Raw genomic sequence first — 15,794 nt, forward strand, 5'->3', positions numbered from 1 at the left:
TGATGGTAGTCACAGCCGGCGAGGAATGTACCCGGCTGCGGGGCGGCGCACCACGGGCCTGGCCTGGAAACAACGCCGGCCTGCCCACTCTCGCGAGCGGACAGGCCGGGTGGGCAATCGCCCCCACGCGGTTCTACGGGGCTACGACCGGCTGCACCCGGAGTACGCTCTCCAGGGCCGCCAGATCAGCGAGTTTGCGCACGTCGATCGAACCAATTCGCAGGGCGACGGTCTTGCTCTCAGCGGTCTGCTCGAAGCCGAGGGCCTTCAGGGCGTTGAGCGTCTGTTCCGACGCGTCGCTCAGGTAGATCATCACGTCCACGCGGTAGTTGACGACCTTGAGCTTGCCGACGGTCAGCGTGCCGTCCTGGCCTTCCTTGGCAACCTTGTCCGCCAGGTCGCGCAGCGACTCGGCGAGCTTGAGTCGCGCACGTTCACCGGGCGGGAGCTGCAGTACGACCACGCCGTCACCGTCTTCATCCTGCTCCCGCACCTCCACGGTCGGCGATGTCGGCGGCGCTGGCGTCAGCGTCACCGGGACGCCGGCGGCGGCCGGCCGGGCGCTCTCGCGGAACAGCGCGCGGCCGCCTCTAGCGACACCAAGGTCATACCTGTACTTCAGCACGCCCTTCGCTCGCATATCCCCGCCTTGACCGCCACCGAAGACACCCTCGTAACTCACGCCTTCCGGTATCTCGACCGGCACCGTGATCTTTGTCGGCTCGCCGCCGGCGGTCACCATTAGCTCCTCGACCGCGACAAAGCTCGTGAATTGCGTCATCAGACGATACTCGAGCCCCAGCGCGGTGATCTGTGCCTTCAACTCTTCCGGGAAGCTGCCCTGCTGGAGCGCGGCGTAGTCCTGCATCATCAGGTCCGCCACCTTCGCGCGGGCCCACAGCGAGGCGAGCGCGACGTGCGCCGGCGGAGTCGTGGGCCAGCGGGTCTCGATCCGTTCCTCATAAGGCCCGGCGCCGGTGAGGCCACGCAGCGTGATCGTGCCGGCGGCCGGACCCGTGAGCCGTCCGTGGATCATGATCGGCTTGGCGCTGAACAGGTCGGGAATCTGCACCGGATACACGTCCGCGACCGGCAGATCGCCCCAGTCGATCGTGATGTCCGTGAGCACGGGGGCGAGCAGACGCTCGTGGAAGCGCTTCATCGACGCCTCCGCGTCGCCGTCCAGCGGCACGTATTCGACTTCGCCGCGCCCGGCCTGCGCCATCCCGTCGAGCAGAAAGCGATTCACGCTGCTGCCCACGCCGAAGCTGAACACGCGCGTCGTGCCGGCGTGCTTCTTCACCGCCCCGATGATCTCCATGTCGTTGCCGACGTAGCCGTCCGTCATGAAGCAGACAATCCGCACCGCTGCGGCCGAACTCGTCTTCACGAGCGCCGCCTCGATGGCCTTCATCATCTCCGTGCCGCCGCCGCCGCGCCGCCCGGACAGGAACTTCTGCGCCTCGGCGATGTTTGCGTTGGTCGCCGGCCGTGCTTCCTTCCACAGGACGCTCGTCTCGCCCGAGAACGTGATGAGGTTGAACGTGTCGGCGGGCCGCATGGTGTCGATCAGGCGGGACATGACTTTCTTGGCCGCTTCGATCGGCAGGCCGCTCATCGAGCCGGAAGTGTCGAGCACGAAGATCAGCTCGCGCGCGACGACCTGGGTGGGGGCAACGCGCTGCGGCGGCTGGAGCACGAGCGTGAAGTACTTGCCGCGCTCGTCCTCGTGCACCAAGAAAGCGTCGCCGATCGCATCGCCGGCGAGCCGGTAGCGGAGGACAAAGTCCTTGTTGGGAATCTGCACGGCGTCTTTCAAACTGACACGCACCGGGCTGTCCGGCCGCGCGTCGAGGGTCACCGCGTCGATCTCGTGCTGCACACTGCGGAGATCATGAATTGGCAGGCCGCCGTCGATCGTGACCGTCAGGCTGATGTCATGGCCGGCACGCGTGCCCTCCGGCGTGACCGGCGGCGTGATCTTCGAGGCGTCCGGAACCTGCGGCGTGTCCTGCCCCGTGGTCATGGGCGCGGGGGCGCTGCCGCCGCCCGGGATGTAGCGCGGCCCGACGACCATTGGAAAGACCCACTCGTAAACGGCGTCCTCGTACTTGAGCGTCTCGGTGTAGCTGATCTCGATCACGACCTCCACGCCCGGCTCAATGTTCGCGACCGACTGCGTGAAGATGTTCGGGCGCTCCTGGTCGAGCAGGCTCGCCACGTGCCCGGCGGCCTTCGCGGCCTCGTAAATCTCGCGGGCCTCTTCGCGCTCCTTGATCTGCCCGACGATCCGGCGGTCGCCGACCTGCATGAGCATGTCATCGACGGCGGCGTCCTGCGGCAGCGGAAAGATGTAAATAGCCTCGATCTTCTGGTCAGTGGGGTTCTGGAACGTCTGCTTCACCGTGACCCGGCCGACGAAGCCGGTGATGTCGGCGGTGACGTCGGTGTGCTTCAGCGGGCACACGCCGGAAGTTACGCCCTCGCCGAGAATCTGGAGCTGGCCGCCGGGTATGGGGGGCGCTTCCTGGGCGCGTGCGGTCGAACATCCCGCGAGGACTACGGTCACCAGCATCAGGCTGCGTGCGAAGGGATTCATGTTGGTCTCCTGGACTGCGGTGTACTTACGCTGCATTGGACGCGGCGCGGCGCGGGCGGTTCCCCGTTCACGCAAACTTAATGCCGCCAGCACGGGATCCACAAATTGGGGCGCAAAATCCGGCCTGTTCGCTTGACTGCTGAAAGAAATGATGTACACTCTTATAAGAGTGTTTCAGGAGCTTCCAAAGAGTGCCTCGATGGCCGCTTGTGTCAGCAGGAGACGTGGATGGCCAGACCGTGTTGCGTCCGGCGGGTGTTTCATCCCCGCCCGCCGGACGCCGTTCAAGAGTGGAGCGTCTCGCGTCGCGGCCCAATCCACGCCGGGGCGCCGGAGGTAACACACGTGAAGGGACCCACGAAACGTGCCGCGGCGGCGGTGTTGATGTGCGTGCTGTTCGTGAGCGGGGGGTGTGCCTCCCGGCAATGCCGCCCGTGCGACATGTGGTGTGGTGTGGACAACCCGTCTGTCCGGCAGTCGACGGCGAGTTCGCCAGCACCAGACGCCTCCACGCACGCCGCACACAGCGGCGAGACGCCATGACCTCGACGTCAAACGGGTGAGCGCGGTAGCGGGTCCGGGCAGTTGATGCTGTCGGCGAGATAACCGGGTGGCGCGCCGGTGCTGCGCGCGGGGGCTGCGGGAGCAGGGCATGGTTGAGCGGATTACGTTGCTGGGTGGGTGTGGCAAGTCCGGCCAGCGCGAGCCGGTGGCACGCGTCGACTTGAACATGGGGCAGGTTGTCAGCATTGTCGGGCCGACCGGTTCCGGCAAGACGACGCTGTTCAACGACATCGAGCTGTTTGCGGACGGCAGCACGCCGACGAAGCGCCGCGTGTTGATCAACGATAGGCCCCCAGGGCCCGAGTATCGCGATGATCCGTCGCGGAACCCGATCGCGCTCATCACGCAACATACAAACTTCCTGTCCGATCTCCCGGTCCGCGAGTTCCTGGCAATCCACGCGGAGATCCGGCGATCGGACGACGACGCGGCCGAGGCGGTCGTCGGCCGCACACTCGCGTTCGCGAACCAGCTCACGGGCGAGGCCGTCCTGCAGCACTACCGCATGACCGAGCTGTCCGGTGGCCAGACGCGGGCGCTGCTGATCGCCGACGCGGTCATCATCGGCAACGCGCCGATCGTGCTGCTCGACGAGATCGAGAACGCGGGGATTCACCGGATGCGGGCGCTGGAGCTGCTGCGGCGGTATCGCAAGATCTTCGTCTTCGTCACCCACGACCCGTACATCCCGCTGCTCTCCGACTTCCGCATCGTCATGGCCAACGGCGCGATGACGAAAGTCATCCACAGCGGCGACGCCGAGCGCAAGCTGGCACAGCACGTCCGCGCCGCCGACGACCTGCTCTCGCACTTCCGCGAGCGCATTCGGTCGGGCGGGCGCTTCAGCGCTGATGAGTTGGAGGCGCTGGCATGAAGCTCGCCATCTGTGCTGGCCCGGCGACGTCGGGCAAGACGGCGGTGCTCCGCCACGTCGTGCGCAAACTCCTCGCCCGCGATCAGCGCGTCGCGTTCCTGAAGATCGACGTCCAGTTCGCGGCCGAGGACGAAGAGCTGGCGACCGAATTCGGCATCGCCACGCGAAAAGTCTATTCCGGCGAGTTGTGCCCGGACCATTGCAGCGTCCTCGTGCTTGGAGAGGCGCTCGCCTGGGCTGGACGGCAGAACGCCGACGTGCTGCTGGTGGAGACCGCCGGCTTGTGCCTGCGCTGTTCACCCTATGTTGATGGGGGGCTGGGCATAGTCGTGCTCGAAGCGACGAGCGGCATGAACCTCCCGCGCAAGATCGGGCCGATGCTGAGCCTCGCGGACGTCGCGGTGGTGACCAAGATCGACCTGGTGTCGCAGGCGGAGCGCGAGGTCTTTCGCGCGCGCATTCTGGACGCGGCGCCGGGGGTGCGCGTGCGCGAGGTGAACGCCCTGCACGGCATCGGGATCGACCCGCTCGTGGATCAGGTACTGGCGGTCGGTGACGCTTCGCGTGAGCTGCTGCTGCGCGGCAACCCGCCCGTGGGGACGTGCACGATCTGCGTCGGCAAGAAGACGATCGGCTGGCAGTCGCACTTCGGCGTCGTGCGGCCACTGGAAGACCAGACTTTCTACCGCGGGGAGTGAAGATGGCGATCAACGCGAGCCTGCCCGGACTGGATTGTGGCCTGTGTGGCTTTCGCAGGTGCAATGACCTCGCGGACCGCCTGGCGGAGGAACCGGCGTTGCTGGAACGGTGTGTTCACCTGTCCGCAGCCACGCCGACCCTGGCGCGGCGCGAGTCCCCGGTGTCGACCGGCGTGGCGCTGCCAACCGTGCAGGCGGAGCCCGAAGTCACTTGGCAGGACAGCCTGGGCCGCGAGTTCGATTTCTACCTGGAGCATTTCCCCGAGGAGCCCGGCCCGCGCGAGTGCATCCTGCCGCACAACCCCATGATCACGCGCGAGCTGGACATCCAGCCGGGCGAGCTGCTCATCGGCCGGCCGCTGGGCATGTCCTGCGGTTGTCCCATTACACACTGCGGCGTCGTGATGAACGTGGACCAGCGCACGGGCGTGATCGACTGGTGCGTCACGGGTCCGCTGCGCGTGCGGCAGGAAGGCTTCAAGGATCTCGGCTACTACATCGCGGAAGCCTACGACGGCCTGATTCGCACGAAGCGCACCGACATCCGGATCGGCTGCCGCTACTACTTCCAGCCGCGCATGTGCATGCTGCAATGGCGCCACAGCGGCCTTGTCAACTACATGAACCAGACAGAAGCCGGGCTGCAGGTACGGCTGGAGGGGCTCTGGATCGGTTAGACAGCGCGGCGGGGGGCTGTGGTGCCTGGCGCTGTCGCGCACCCGGCGGCTTTGCGTGGGACGGGGGCTTGCGGGTATCCTATCGGGTCTGTCAGTTGGGTTGTACAAGCAGTCCCACACCCGCGCAACAGGAGCGAGTCGCGATGAGCAAGCCGTGCTGTCAGGCGTTGAAGATCAAGAACGGTAAGGTGCAGGTCCCGATGTGCGGGCGGAATCTTTTGCGCAACCCGCTCTACAACAAGGGCCGGGCGTTCAGCGAGGCGGAGCGTGACGAGTTCAACCTGCGCGGCCTCATGCCTGCGCGCGTTCTCACGATCAAGGAGCAGGTCGATCTCGAGCTGGAACACATCCGCGCCAAGGGCACCGACCTCGAGAAGTTCATCGGTCTGGCCGCCTTGCAGGACCTCAACGAGACGCTGTTCTATCGCGTGCTCGTCGAGAACATGGCCGAGATGATGCCGATCGTCTACACGCCGACCGTCGGCCAGGCCTGCCAGAAGTTCAGCCACATCCTCCGCCGCACGCGCGGCTTGTGGATTACGCCCGACGACATCAACCGCGTGCCGGACGTGCTGCGCAACGCCGGCGAGACGGACATCCGCCTGATCGTCGTGACGGACAACGAGCGCATCCTGGGCTTGGGCGATCAGGGCGCCGGCGGCATGGGCATCCCGATCGGCAAGATCGCGCTGTACTGCGCCGGGGCCGGCATCCATCCGGCCCAGACGCTGCCAATCAGCCTCGACGTCGGTACGGACAACCCCGAGCTGCTCAACGACCCGTACTACATGGGCTGGCGGCACAAGCGCCTGCGGGGCGAAGAGTACGAGGTCGTCGTCGAGGCCTTCGTCAACGGCGTGCGCGAGGTCTTCCCCCGGGCCCTCGTCCAGTGGGAAGACTTCCACAAGAACATCGCGTTCATGGTGCTCGACCGCTATCGACGCCGGCTGCCCTGCTTCAATGACGATATCCAGGGCACGGCGGCGGTGGCGCTCGCCGGCCTCTACGGCGGCCTCCGCGTAACCGGTGGCAAGCTCTCCGAGCAGCGGATCGTCTTCGCGGGTGCCGGTGCCGCGGGCGTGGGCATCGGGCGGCTGGTGCGCGGCGCGATGGAGATGGAGTGCACCGACCAGGAGAAGATCCATCGGGCGACGGCGTTCATCGACTCGGTGGGCCTGGTGCACGACGGCGCGCCGATCAAGGACACGCAGAAGCGGCCGTTCGCGCTGACACAGGCCGAGTTGAAGGCTTACGGCTTCAAGGGTGAAGGTCCATTCAGCCTGTTGGAGGTCATCCAGCGCGTGAAACCGACCATCCTGCTCGGCACGACGGCCCGCGCGAATACGTTCACCGAGGAAATCGTCCGCGAGATGGCCAAGCACGTCGAGCGGCCGATCATCTACGCCTTCAGCAACCCCACGTCGAAGGCCGAATGCACGCCGGCCGACGCGCTGAAATGGACGGACGGCCGCGCGCTGGTCGCGACGGGCAGCCCGTTCGCCCCGGTCGAGTACAAGGGCAAGACGCACGTCATCGGCCAGGGCAACAACGTGTTCATCTTCCCGGGCGTCGGCCTGGGCGCGATCCTCGCCGAAGCGTCCGAAGTCCCCGAGTCGTTCTTCATGATCGCCGCGCAGACGCTCGCCGAGTGCATCACGCCGGACCGACTGGAAAGCGGCGCGCTGTACCCGGATCCGACCATGCTGCGTGAGATCAGTGGACGGATCGCGGCCAACGTGATTCGCGAGGCGAAGCGGCTGAACATCGGCCGGATGATCCCGGACCGCGACATCGACCAGCTCGTGAAGGACTCGATGTGGTATCCGGATTACATGGAGTACGAGCGCGTCGCCGAGTAGGCCCCCGCGCTGGCGATCGTCCTCCGGCCCGTGGCGTCGCGTGCTGCCGCGGGCCGGCTGGTTAATCGGTGGGGGGCGGCGGCGTCTCGGCGTCGGCGGCGCCCAGCAGGCGGGCGACGTGCGGAAGATCAAATGGCTTCTCCACCCGGGCGTGCCACCACGCCGCGCCCTGCGCGTCGGCGTCCGCGGTGGCCATGAGGATGACGCGCGCCGGGGAACTGGCCTGGTGTGCCAGGCCCGCCAGCGTCTCCGCCGCCCGACCGGGAAGCTGGTCCGAGACGATCAACGCCGCGACCGGGTGGTCGCGCAGCAGCTTCTCGGCTTCGACGCTGCAGTGGGTGGTCTCGACGGTGAACCAGCGCCGCAGGTACTCAGCGAGCGACCACATCGTGAGGCGGTCGGGCTCGACGATCAGGAGCCGGGCGCGGGACGGCTGCGGACAGACCGCGGTCATTTTGGGGCGGGACTTACGGGGCGTCACCATGCGACTCCGACGACCAGGATGCATATGCACACGGCGTGCCAGCGCACGGCACGAGCTCGTGCTGCGGCACCGGCGTCGGCTGCGCCGCGTACCGCTGGCGTAGCCGTCACCCGCGCGGCCAGTGGGCCAAAAACCGCACGGATGGGGCAGTTGCCACAGTGTCCGGCAGCCTGACGCGAGACGCGGCGGCGGGGTAGAATCACAGGATGCCCGAGGGCGTGTTCGAGGACATGAAGGCGTACATCGCGTTCAGCGACGAGGACGCGAAGAACCTCGCTTCGCTCGCGGAGCCGATCGGGCCGTTGCTGCCGCGCGTCGTGGATCGCTTCTATCGGGTCCTGCAGGCCCACCCCGGCGCGCGACAAGTACTGACCGGGGGAACCACGCAGGTGGAGGCGCTCCGGCGCTCGCTGCTGACGTGGTTGCGCGGGTTGTTCGTCGGAACCTATGACGCGGACTATTGCCGGGAGCGCGCCCAGATCGGTCGAACGCATGTCCGGGTCGGACTGCCGCAGCACTACATGTTTGCCGCGATGGAAGTGCTCTGGGAGTCGCTGCAGGCGGCGGTGGACACGCTGCCGATCGCCCACGCGCAGGCCAAGCTGGCCTCGCTCCACAAGCTGCTGACGATCGAGATCGGAGTCATGCTGGAAACGTACCGCGAGAGCCAGACGGCTCAGATCCGCCAGGTCGAGCACGACGCCGTGCAAGCGCGCTTGCGCGAGGCGGAGCAACTGGCCCAGATCGGGCAACTGGCGGCATCGCTGGCGCACGAGATCAAGAACCCGCTGGCGGGCATCAGCGGCGCGATCCAGGTCATTCGCGCCAACATGAAACCGGCGGACCCGCACTGGCCAGTGCTGGGCGAGGTGCTGCGCCAGATCAACCGGCTGGACCGCTCGGTGAAGGACCTGCTGGTGTACGCCCGGCCGAAGCCGCCGCAGTACCAGCGCTGCGATCTGCCGCGCGCGATCGGGCGTGTGCTGGATCTGCTGCGCAAAGAGCCGGAGTTCGAGCGCGTCCGGTTCGAGTACAGCGTCCCGCGCAACTTGCCCACCATCGCCGCCGACGAGCACCAGATCGAACAAGTGCTGATGAACCTGCTGCTGAACGCGGCCCAGGCTTCCTCCACGACCGGCCTGGTGAAGCTGGTCGTCACGCCGGGCCGCGAAAGCGTCCAGATTGTGGTGGAGGACCGCGGGCAGGGCATGACGGTGGACGTGGCCCGCCGGGCATTCGAGCCGTTTTTCACAACCAAGGCGCGGGGCACTGGACTCGGGCTGCCGATCTGCCGCAAGATTGTCGAAGCGCACGGCGGGCGGATTTCGCTTCGCAGTACGCCGGGCGAGGGCACCGCCGTGACGGTCGAGCTGCTGGAGCGCCCGCCGGCCGTCGAGGCAGGAGCTGTGGATGAGCGTTCGCGTACTGATCGTTGAGGATGAGAGCCTGATTCGCTGGTCGCTCCGGCAGAAGTTCGAGGAGCGCGGCTATCAGGTGCTCGAAGCCGAGACCGGGCAGGCGGCGCTCGACGCGTTCGAGGAGGGGCTCTTCGACCTGATCATGCTGGACTACAAGCTGCCCGACATCACCGGCCTGGACGTCCTGCACGGCCTGCGGCAGATCGACCAGGACGCCGTCGTGATCATGATGACGGCGTACAGCACGATCGAGACGGCGGTGGAGGCGATCAAGCTCGGGGCGTTCAACTACATCGCCAAGCCGTTCCAGATGGAGGAGCTGCTGGTCACGGTCGACAAGGCGCTGGAGACGACGCAGCTCCGGCGTGAAGTGCGTGAGCTGCGCCGCCATCTGCGCGAGGAATTCGGCATCAACGCCATCATCGGGCAGGATGCGTCGATGCTGCGACTCTTCGAGACGATCAAGCAGGTAGCCCGCACCGGCGTGTCCACGGTCTTTCTGCGCGGCGAAACCGGGACGGGCAAGGACCTCGTGGCGCGCGTGATCCATCACAACTCCGACCGCGCGACCAACCCGTTCGTGAACATCACCTGTACCGCGCTGTCCGAATCACTGCTAGAGAGCGAATTGTTCGGACATGAGCGCGGGGCGTTCACCGACGCGAAGCTGCAGAAAAAGGGGCTGCTCGAAATGGCCGAGGGCGGGACGGTCTTCCTCGATGAGGTCGGCGATATGCCCGCCGCGCTGCAGGCCAAGCTGCTCCGTTTTCTCGAGGAGCGCAAGTTCCGGCGGGTCGGCGGCACGAAGGAGATCGGCGTCGATGTCCGCGTAATCGGGGCGACCAATCGCGACCTCGAAAAGGCCATCGAACAAGGGCAATTCCGCCGCGATCTGATGTACCGGCTGAACGTGGTGACGATCACGCTGCCGCCGCTGCGGGCGCGCGGCGACGATGTGCGGCTGCTGGCACAGCACTTCATGGCGCGGTTTGCGCAAGAGTTCAAGAAGCCGGTCGCGCAGCTTACGGATGACGTGCTGGAGATGTTGCGGAGCTACGGTTGGCCGGGCAACGTGCGCGAGCTGCGCAACGTGATCGAGCGGGCGGTGCTGCTGTGCAAAAACAACACGATCACGCGTGATGATCTCGTGCTCGGCCGCACGGAGCACCAGCCGTGGGAGTGGGACATCGAGAACATGGCCCTGCCGCCGGAGGGCTTCGACTTTGACAAACTCCGCCGGCTGGAAAGCCACCTGCTGCGACAGGCGCTGGATCGCACCAACAGCAACCAGACGCAGGCGGCGAAGCTGCTGAATCTCTCGCGCGACCGGCTGCGGTATCGGCTGCAGAAGCATGGGCTGCTGTAGGAAGCGGTCAGCACTCAGCGGTCGGCTTTCAGCCGGATTAGGCACGGAGGCAGGCAGGGGAGGGATCCAGGGAACGAGGGATCAAGGGATCGAGGGTCGAGAGGGAACAGGGAACTGGGGACAGGGAACAGGTAACGGAGCCCGAAGCGCCAGCGAGGGCCCGGCGCAGCGCGCGGGGTGGAAGTTCTTCGCCCGTAGGGCGCACGACGGTAGCCAGGGTCTTCAGACCCTGGACGGTGAAGCTCGCAATTCCTCTCCTGCCTTCCAGCCCGGAGGGCTGGCGAGGCGTGAGGATTGAGCCGGTTCCCGCGGGCGCGCACCCGAGGCCACTGACAGACGTCCGCTGCGCGGGCTGAGCAATGTTGAGCCGGACCTGAGGGACCGCAGGTCAGCGGACGCGTCGGCGGCGCCGAGCGTGTGCACCCGGCGCCGCCGTTCGGATTCACTATCGCGCGCAGCGCTCACGCTGCGGGAGCTTGTGGAGACGCCGCTACTCCGTCAGCGCGCCGTAGACCGCGAGCCAATATGCGCGCTGCACCTCGTCCCAGGCATTTTCGAGCGCAAAGCCCACCCAGCCGGGCACGCCGGCGCCCGCTACGAATTCCCGTCATCAGTTGTCCGACTTGGCTGTCCCCACACTACGGATAGACTATCTAGAATTAATGGCTGTCCCTCTTTCCAGACAGCGTAGCGATGGAGATGCTGCTATTGATATTTCGTGCAACGAAGCTGCCCGCGAGCGCACCACCGACCGTCAAGCCGCCCGTGACGTCCTGTGTGATTTTGACCTCGTTGAGCACACCGCCCCCGATGGTGAGCGTGCCGGCGTGATCGGCCCATAGCGGCCCCAATTCGCCCACGTCGGAAACGACGTCGAGTGCGTCGAGAACGTTCGTCTCATCGCTGTTGGACTTGAGGTCGAGCGCCTTCACTGCCGCCGCACCGCGCGTGTGCCCGGCGCTCGGATCGCCAATCACGCTCAGGTGAATGCCGCCGACCGTCACGCCGTTGGCGATCTTGATGTAGTTGATGTACCCAGGCAGATTCGTAGCGCTGTCGTAGGCCTCGAATTTCCACGGCTCGGCTGGCATGCCGTTCGACCAGATCGTTACACCAATATCGTTGCCTTCAATGTCCTGATCGATAGTGAATTCCACTGGCGCGTTGTGCGCGCCCCACTCGACGATGACGTTGCGCGCAACCACAACCTGCGCGAAGACCAGACTCAGACCTACTGCAAGGAGAGCTCTCGTTGTCCCCATCACGTGTCCCTCTATTGTTGTGTATTTCGCGTTCCTATCACATAGCGTCTTGGGAGCCGAGCGCCCAAGATCGCAACCAACATGCAAGCACAAGCAGACGGCTCAGGCACGATGCCGCAGTTGACCCAATCCCACTCCGCCAAACTGCAGCTCGATGTCATGTCGCCCCAGCCCACACCTGGTGCACCGGGGAGACCTTCAAAGAAGGTCCCCTGCAATGCCGGCGTCCCATCGATATACAGGCTGAAGGCGCGCATGTCCGCAGATTCGAAGACGAACTCGTGGAACTCACCAGGCACAAAGGGCGCCCAGCCACCGGGTGGGGTATCACAATAGACGCCATTGGTCGCCAGACTCAGATGCACCGTGTAGTAATCGTCGAATCTGATGAAGACTGCCGGATCGGAATGGATTGCCTCGTCGACTCGCACTCGCCATGACATGACAAAGTTCTGCCCGGGCCCCACGCTCATTTCCCCTGATCTTAGCTGACCGTAAATGTCGTAAATGCCCGGGGCGGCGCGCGAGTCGATGAACAGCTTTCCGTCCTCCAACCATCGCTCCGCCGGCGGGTCAGACGAGTAGTGACTCCAGCCCTCGGTCTCCGGGTACGTGTCACCGTCCCAACTGACCCACCACGGGCTCGCCCGGGCGGCCGTCACCGCCAGCAGCAATGTCACCGTCACGTTCAACAGACGCAGCATTCCGATCCTCCTTGCTCTGCGCGCCAGCCGCGCCGGCATCCCCAGCCGGCCGGCCGCGCGCTGCCTCATGCTCTGCCACGACGCCGGGACAAACACGCGTCTCGTCGTCGCGCTCCTGCGCCCGCCACGGACGCGCAATGCGAGCACCAGCAAACGAGTTGCCCTCAATCACTTATAGCCCTCCAGCACTGGCCGCCGCCAACGTGGCGACCGTCCCCCCCGACCCCGCCGTCAATATCCCCGCCACGCAACACGCCGGGCGCGATTTCGTCGCCCCTGGGGTCCCGTCGTCATGCGGCCAGCAGCACGCAGGCAGTGCCGACCGATAACCACGAGCATTCTACATCGCACGCGCGGCATGGACAACAGAAAAGGAGCGGCAGCACCGAAATACCGCAGATGCTGGCGAGCAACTGTCAGCCGCGCTGCGCTACGCGCTCTGCTCGGCGCGCTGCGCGCCAAACACGATCGCGACAAGTCGCCCCGGCGTACGCGGCCGGCGTTCACCGTCCAGTCGGCTACGGCCCGGCGACAAAGCGCGGTCGTGCCACACGCGCGGGGGGCAGGCGAAGACCCGACAAGATCCGCCCGATGGCGCCGATATTTAGCAATCCTAGTACCTCTCTGCGTTCTCGGCGTCGTCCGCGGCTATCCTGGCAATGGAGGGTGGCATGTCCCACGTGCCCGCATCGAACGCCGCCGCTCACATTGTCACCATGCTGCCAGTGGACCTTGTCACGCTGTTCCTCTGGCTGACAGCTTCATCGTCCCATAACAAAGGTGCGCAATTAGGCAGCGCGCGAGCACGCCATTTTGATCACCTTTGGCGGATTCGCTCGGAAGGGCGGTTTTATGCGGACGTCGCCCGATCAAGGGTCAGTTTGCACAGCGCCACTAGCGGCGTTTGGCTTTCGCCGCGGGCTTGCGCGCCGACTTCGCGGGCGTCTTCTTCACGGGCTTGGCAGTCTTCTTCGCGGATGACGCCGGGGCCGCTCTGCCGCCCGCGATCAGGACCATCAGCGCGTTCTGCGCGTGCATCCGGTTCTCCGCCTGGTCGAAGATCGCCGAGTTGGGCGTCCGGGCGGCGGCGTACTCGATCTCTTCGCCGTAATGCGCCGGCAGGCAGTGCAGCACGATCGCGTCGGGCTTGGCCAGGCCGAGCAAACGCATGTTGATTTGGAAGCCCTGGAACTTTGCCTTGCGGGCCTCCGCTTCGGCTTCCTGGCCCATCGACGCCCACACGTCCGTGTACAGCACGTCCGCCCCGCGCGCGGCTTCCGTCGGCTCGTTCAGCACGCGAATCTCCGCGCCTGTCTTGCGGCCGATCACCTGCGACTCGACCAGCACTTCCGGCTTCGGCTCGAAGCCCGGCGGCGTCGCGACGGTCATGTGCATGCCGACGAGCGCGGCGCCGTACATGAGCGAATGCGCTACGTTGTTGCCATCGCCGATGTAAACCGCACGCAGGCCTTTCAGCGTCCGCCTGCGCTCGCGGATGGTCATCAAGTCCGCCAGGATCTGGCAGGGGTGCTCGAAGTCGCTCAGGCCGTTGATCACGGGGCAGGTCGCGTACTTGCCGAGATCGACGACGATGTCGTGGCCGAAGACGCGGGCCATGATGAGGTCGGCGTAGCGCGACAGGACAAGCGCGATGTCCTCGGTCGTCTCGCGCTGGCCGAGCTTGATGTCGGACGGGGCGAGGTAGATCGCGTGTCCGCCGAGCCGCGTCATGCCGGTCTCGAAGGAGACGCGGGTGCGCAGCGAGGGCTTCTGGAAAATCATGGCGAGCGTCTTGCCGGCGAGCGGCGCGGCGCGCTCGAACTTGGCGCGGTTCGCCTTGAGGGCATCGGCCTGGTCGAGGATGGCGCGAATCTCGTCGCCGGTGAGGTCTTTCATCGAGAGCAGGTTGCGTCCGCGTAGGTTTACTGGCATGGTGCCGGTCTCCGTGTGGGGCGGCCTAAAGGGGCGCCCGAGCCTGTCGTCAGAGTCGCGACAGTGTAGCGGCAGGGGGGTGAATGGAAAATGGCGCGCGGAGCGCCGCGGCCTGGCTGCGCCAGATCGTGCCACCCCGACGGGCAGTGCTCGCATTGTTACCTTGTTACCTGCACACCTTGTCACCCCCACGGCTTGGCTGCGCCAGACCGTGCCACGCGCGCGGGGCTATTGCGCGAGCTGCTTGCGGAGAATCTCGATGACCTCCGGCATCTTGCGGTCGCGCAGAGCTTTGAACTCCGCCGGCAGTTCGTCGGCACGAATCAGGAAGTCGATCGTGGTGCCGTCGGTGCCAACCGGTACGCGGACGATCGCCACGACCGGGGAACGCGTCTCACCGCCCGGTGCGGCCCCGCCTTGGCTCGGCCGGGCACCCACCATGACGCCATGCTCGCCCACCTCGTACCATAGCCCAGTGCGGCCGGAGATCAGTTCCAGGACCTGGCGGGCGGTCGTGTCACGCTGGATGAGGTCCACGAAGCGGTCCTGCGCCGCGACGCGCTGCAGCGACCCGGGCTCAAAGTGGATCGTGATGCCGATCCGGCGGCCCAGATCCATCAGCAGGGCGTCGAGGGCCACGCGCTGGTAGTTGAGATCGAGCGGCCGGTCGAGCCGTTGCTGAATGTCCTCGCCGCGGCTGTAAATCACGATCGTCTTGCCGGACAGAACCCACAGGCAGCCCATCTGCTGCGTGACGGTTTCGAGTTGCGTAAGGGCATCGGCCGGCGGGCCGGCCCGCATGGCCTGCTCGAACATCTGCTGCGGATCGGTCTTCCCCGCTGGCGGAAGGCGAAACTCGACGGTGAAGGCATCGGGTCGAATGTGGGCCCACTGCTGCCCGGCGAGCGTCTGCAGCAGCGTGACTTCATCGACGGTCAGGCGGCGGCCCAGCCGTTCGAGCACCGGCGCCGGTGCGACCACGACGTGATTGTCGCCGATACGCAGCGCCAGCCCCAGGCCGGCGAAAATCTGCTCCAGCGCCCGGCGCACCGACATGTGCTCGATCACGATCGAAAGGCGGGTCTGCTCACCATACGGCATGCATTCCAGCGCGGCGGGGTCAATCTCGAAGTGCAGGCCGGTCGGCTTCTCCAGTTCCGCTAGCGCATCGCGGATCGGACGCTCGGAAATCTCGATCCGCTGCGTGATCTGCTGGTCCAGCGCCGCCTCCACGAGGTCACGCATGCCCTGCGCGCCGGCCAGCGGCACGATGGCCGCCAGCGACAGCAGGCCGGCAAGGCACGTCGGGAGGTTCGAGCGTCGATGGATGACGGTTGAGGTTGGCATGGAGATGGCC

The 15,794-nt window shown here is 66.1% G+C and carries 12 protein-coding genes; 6 read left to right on the forward strand and 6 right to left on the reverse strand.

The window, feature by feature from the left end:
- Positions 1-133: 133 nt before the first annotated feature.
- Positions 134-2,599: a VWA domain-containing protein gene (locus tag KA383_03880; protein MBP7745246.1), complete on the reverse strand. Its 2,466-nt coding sequence runs from the start codon at positions 2,597-2,599 to the stop codon at positions 134-136.
- 652 nt (positions 2,600-3,251) lie between these two features.
- On the opposite strand from KA383_03880, the gene KA383_03885 reads away from it, so the two are divergent.
- From KA383_03885 to KA383_03900, 4 genes are all read left to right on the forward strand, one after another.
- Complete coding sequence (locus KA383_03885) at positions 3,252-4,037, forward strand: ATP-binding cassette domain-containing protein (protein ID MBP7745247.1); 786 nt, start codon at positions 3,252-3,254, stop codon at positions 4,035-4,037.
- On the forward strand, positions 4,034-4,735 hold the full coding sequence (locus KA383_03890) for a cobalamin biosynthesis protein (protein ID MBP7745248.1): 702 nt from the start codon (positions 4,034-4,036) through the stop codon (positions 4,733-4,735). Before KA383_03885 ends, KA383_03890 begins: the two co-directional genes overlap by 4 nt.
- Positions 4,736-4,737: 2 nt before the next feature.
- On the forward strand, positions 4,738-5,412 hold the full coding sequence (locus tag KA383_03895; GenBank protein MBP7745249.1) for a Fe-S cluster protein: 675 nt from the start codon (positions 4,738-4,740) through the stop codon (positions 5,410-5,412).
- Positions 5,413-5,555: 143 nt separating this feature from the next.
- Positions 5,556-7,271: an NAD-dependent malic enzyme gene (locus tag KA383_03900; protein MBP7745250.1), complete on the forward strand. Its 1,716-nt coding sequence runs from the start codon at positions 5,556-5,558 to the stop codon at positions 7,269-7,271.
- A 61-nt stretch (positions 7,272-7,332) separates the two neighbouring features.
- On the opposite strand, the gene KA383_03905 is transcribed toward KA383_03900, so the two are convergent.
- Positions 7,333-7,755: a hypothetical protein gene (locus KA383_03905; GenBank protein ID MBP7745251.1), complete on the reverse strand. Its 423-nt coding sequence runs from the start codon at positions 7,753-7,755 to the stop codon at positions 7,333-7,335.
- 206 nt (positions 7,756-7,961) lie between these two features.
- On the opposite strand from KA383_03905, the gene KA383_03910 reads away from it, so the two are divergent.
- Complete coding sequence (locus KA383_03910) at positions 7,962-9,191, forward strand: hypothetical protein (GenBank protein MBP7745252.1); 1,230 nt, start codon at positions 7,962-7,964, stop codon at positions 9,189-9,191.
- Entirely contained in the window at positions 9,166-10,539 is a 1,374-nt protein-coding gene (locus tag KA383_03915; GenBank protein MBP7745253.1) for a sigma-54-dependent Fis family transcriptional regulator, read from the forward strand. Before KA383_03910 ends, KA383_03915 begins: the two co-directional genes overlap by 26 nt.
- A gap of 659 nt (positions 10,540-11,198) precedes the next feature.
- Here KA383_03915 and KA383_03920 read toward each other — a convergent pair.
- The 4 genes from KA383_03920 to KA383_03935 form a co-directional block, all read right to left on the reverse strand.
- On the reverse strand, positions 11,199-11,804 hold the full coding sequence (locus tag KA383_03920; protein ID MBP7745254.1) for a hypothetical protein: 606 nt from the start codon (positions 11,802-11,804) through the stop codon (positions 11,199-11,201).
- An 8-nt stretch (positions 11,805-11,812) separates the two neighbouring features.
- Positions 11,813-12,505: a hypothetical protein gene (locus KA383_03925; GenBank protein ID MBP7745255.1), complete on the reverse strand. Its 693-nt coding sequence runs from the start codon at positions 12,503-12,505 to the stop codon at positions 11,813-11,815.
- An 894-nt stretch (positions 12,506-13,399) separates the two neighbouring features.
- A complete protein-coding gene (gene argF / locus KA383_03930; GenBank protein MBP7745256.1) occupies positions 13,400-14,437 on the reverse strand; it encodes an ornithine carbamoyltransferase in 1,038 nt (345 codons plus the stop codon).
- A gap of 228 nt (positions 14,438-14,665) precedes the next feature.
- The gene (locus KA383_03935) at positions 14,666-15,784 is read right to left on the reverse strand and encodes an STN domain-containing protein (protein MBP7745257.1); all 1,119 of its coding nucleotides are present in this window, start codon (positions 15,782-15,784) and stop codon (positions 14,666-14,668) included.
- Positions 15,785-15,794: the final 10 nt, after the last annotated feature.

The organism is Phycisphaerae bacterium (assembly GCA_017999985.1).
GTDB lineage: Bacteria > Planctomycetota > Phycisphaerae > UBA1845 > Fen-1342 > JAGNKU01.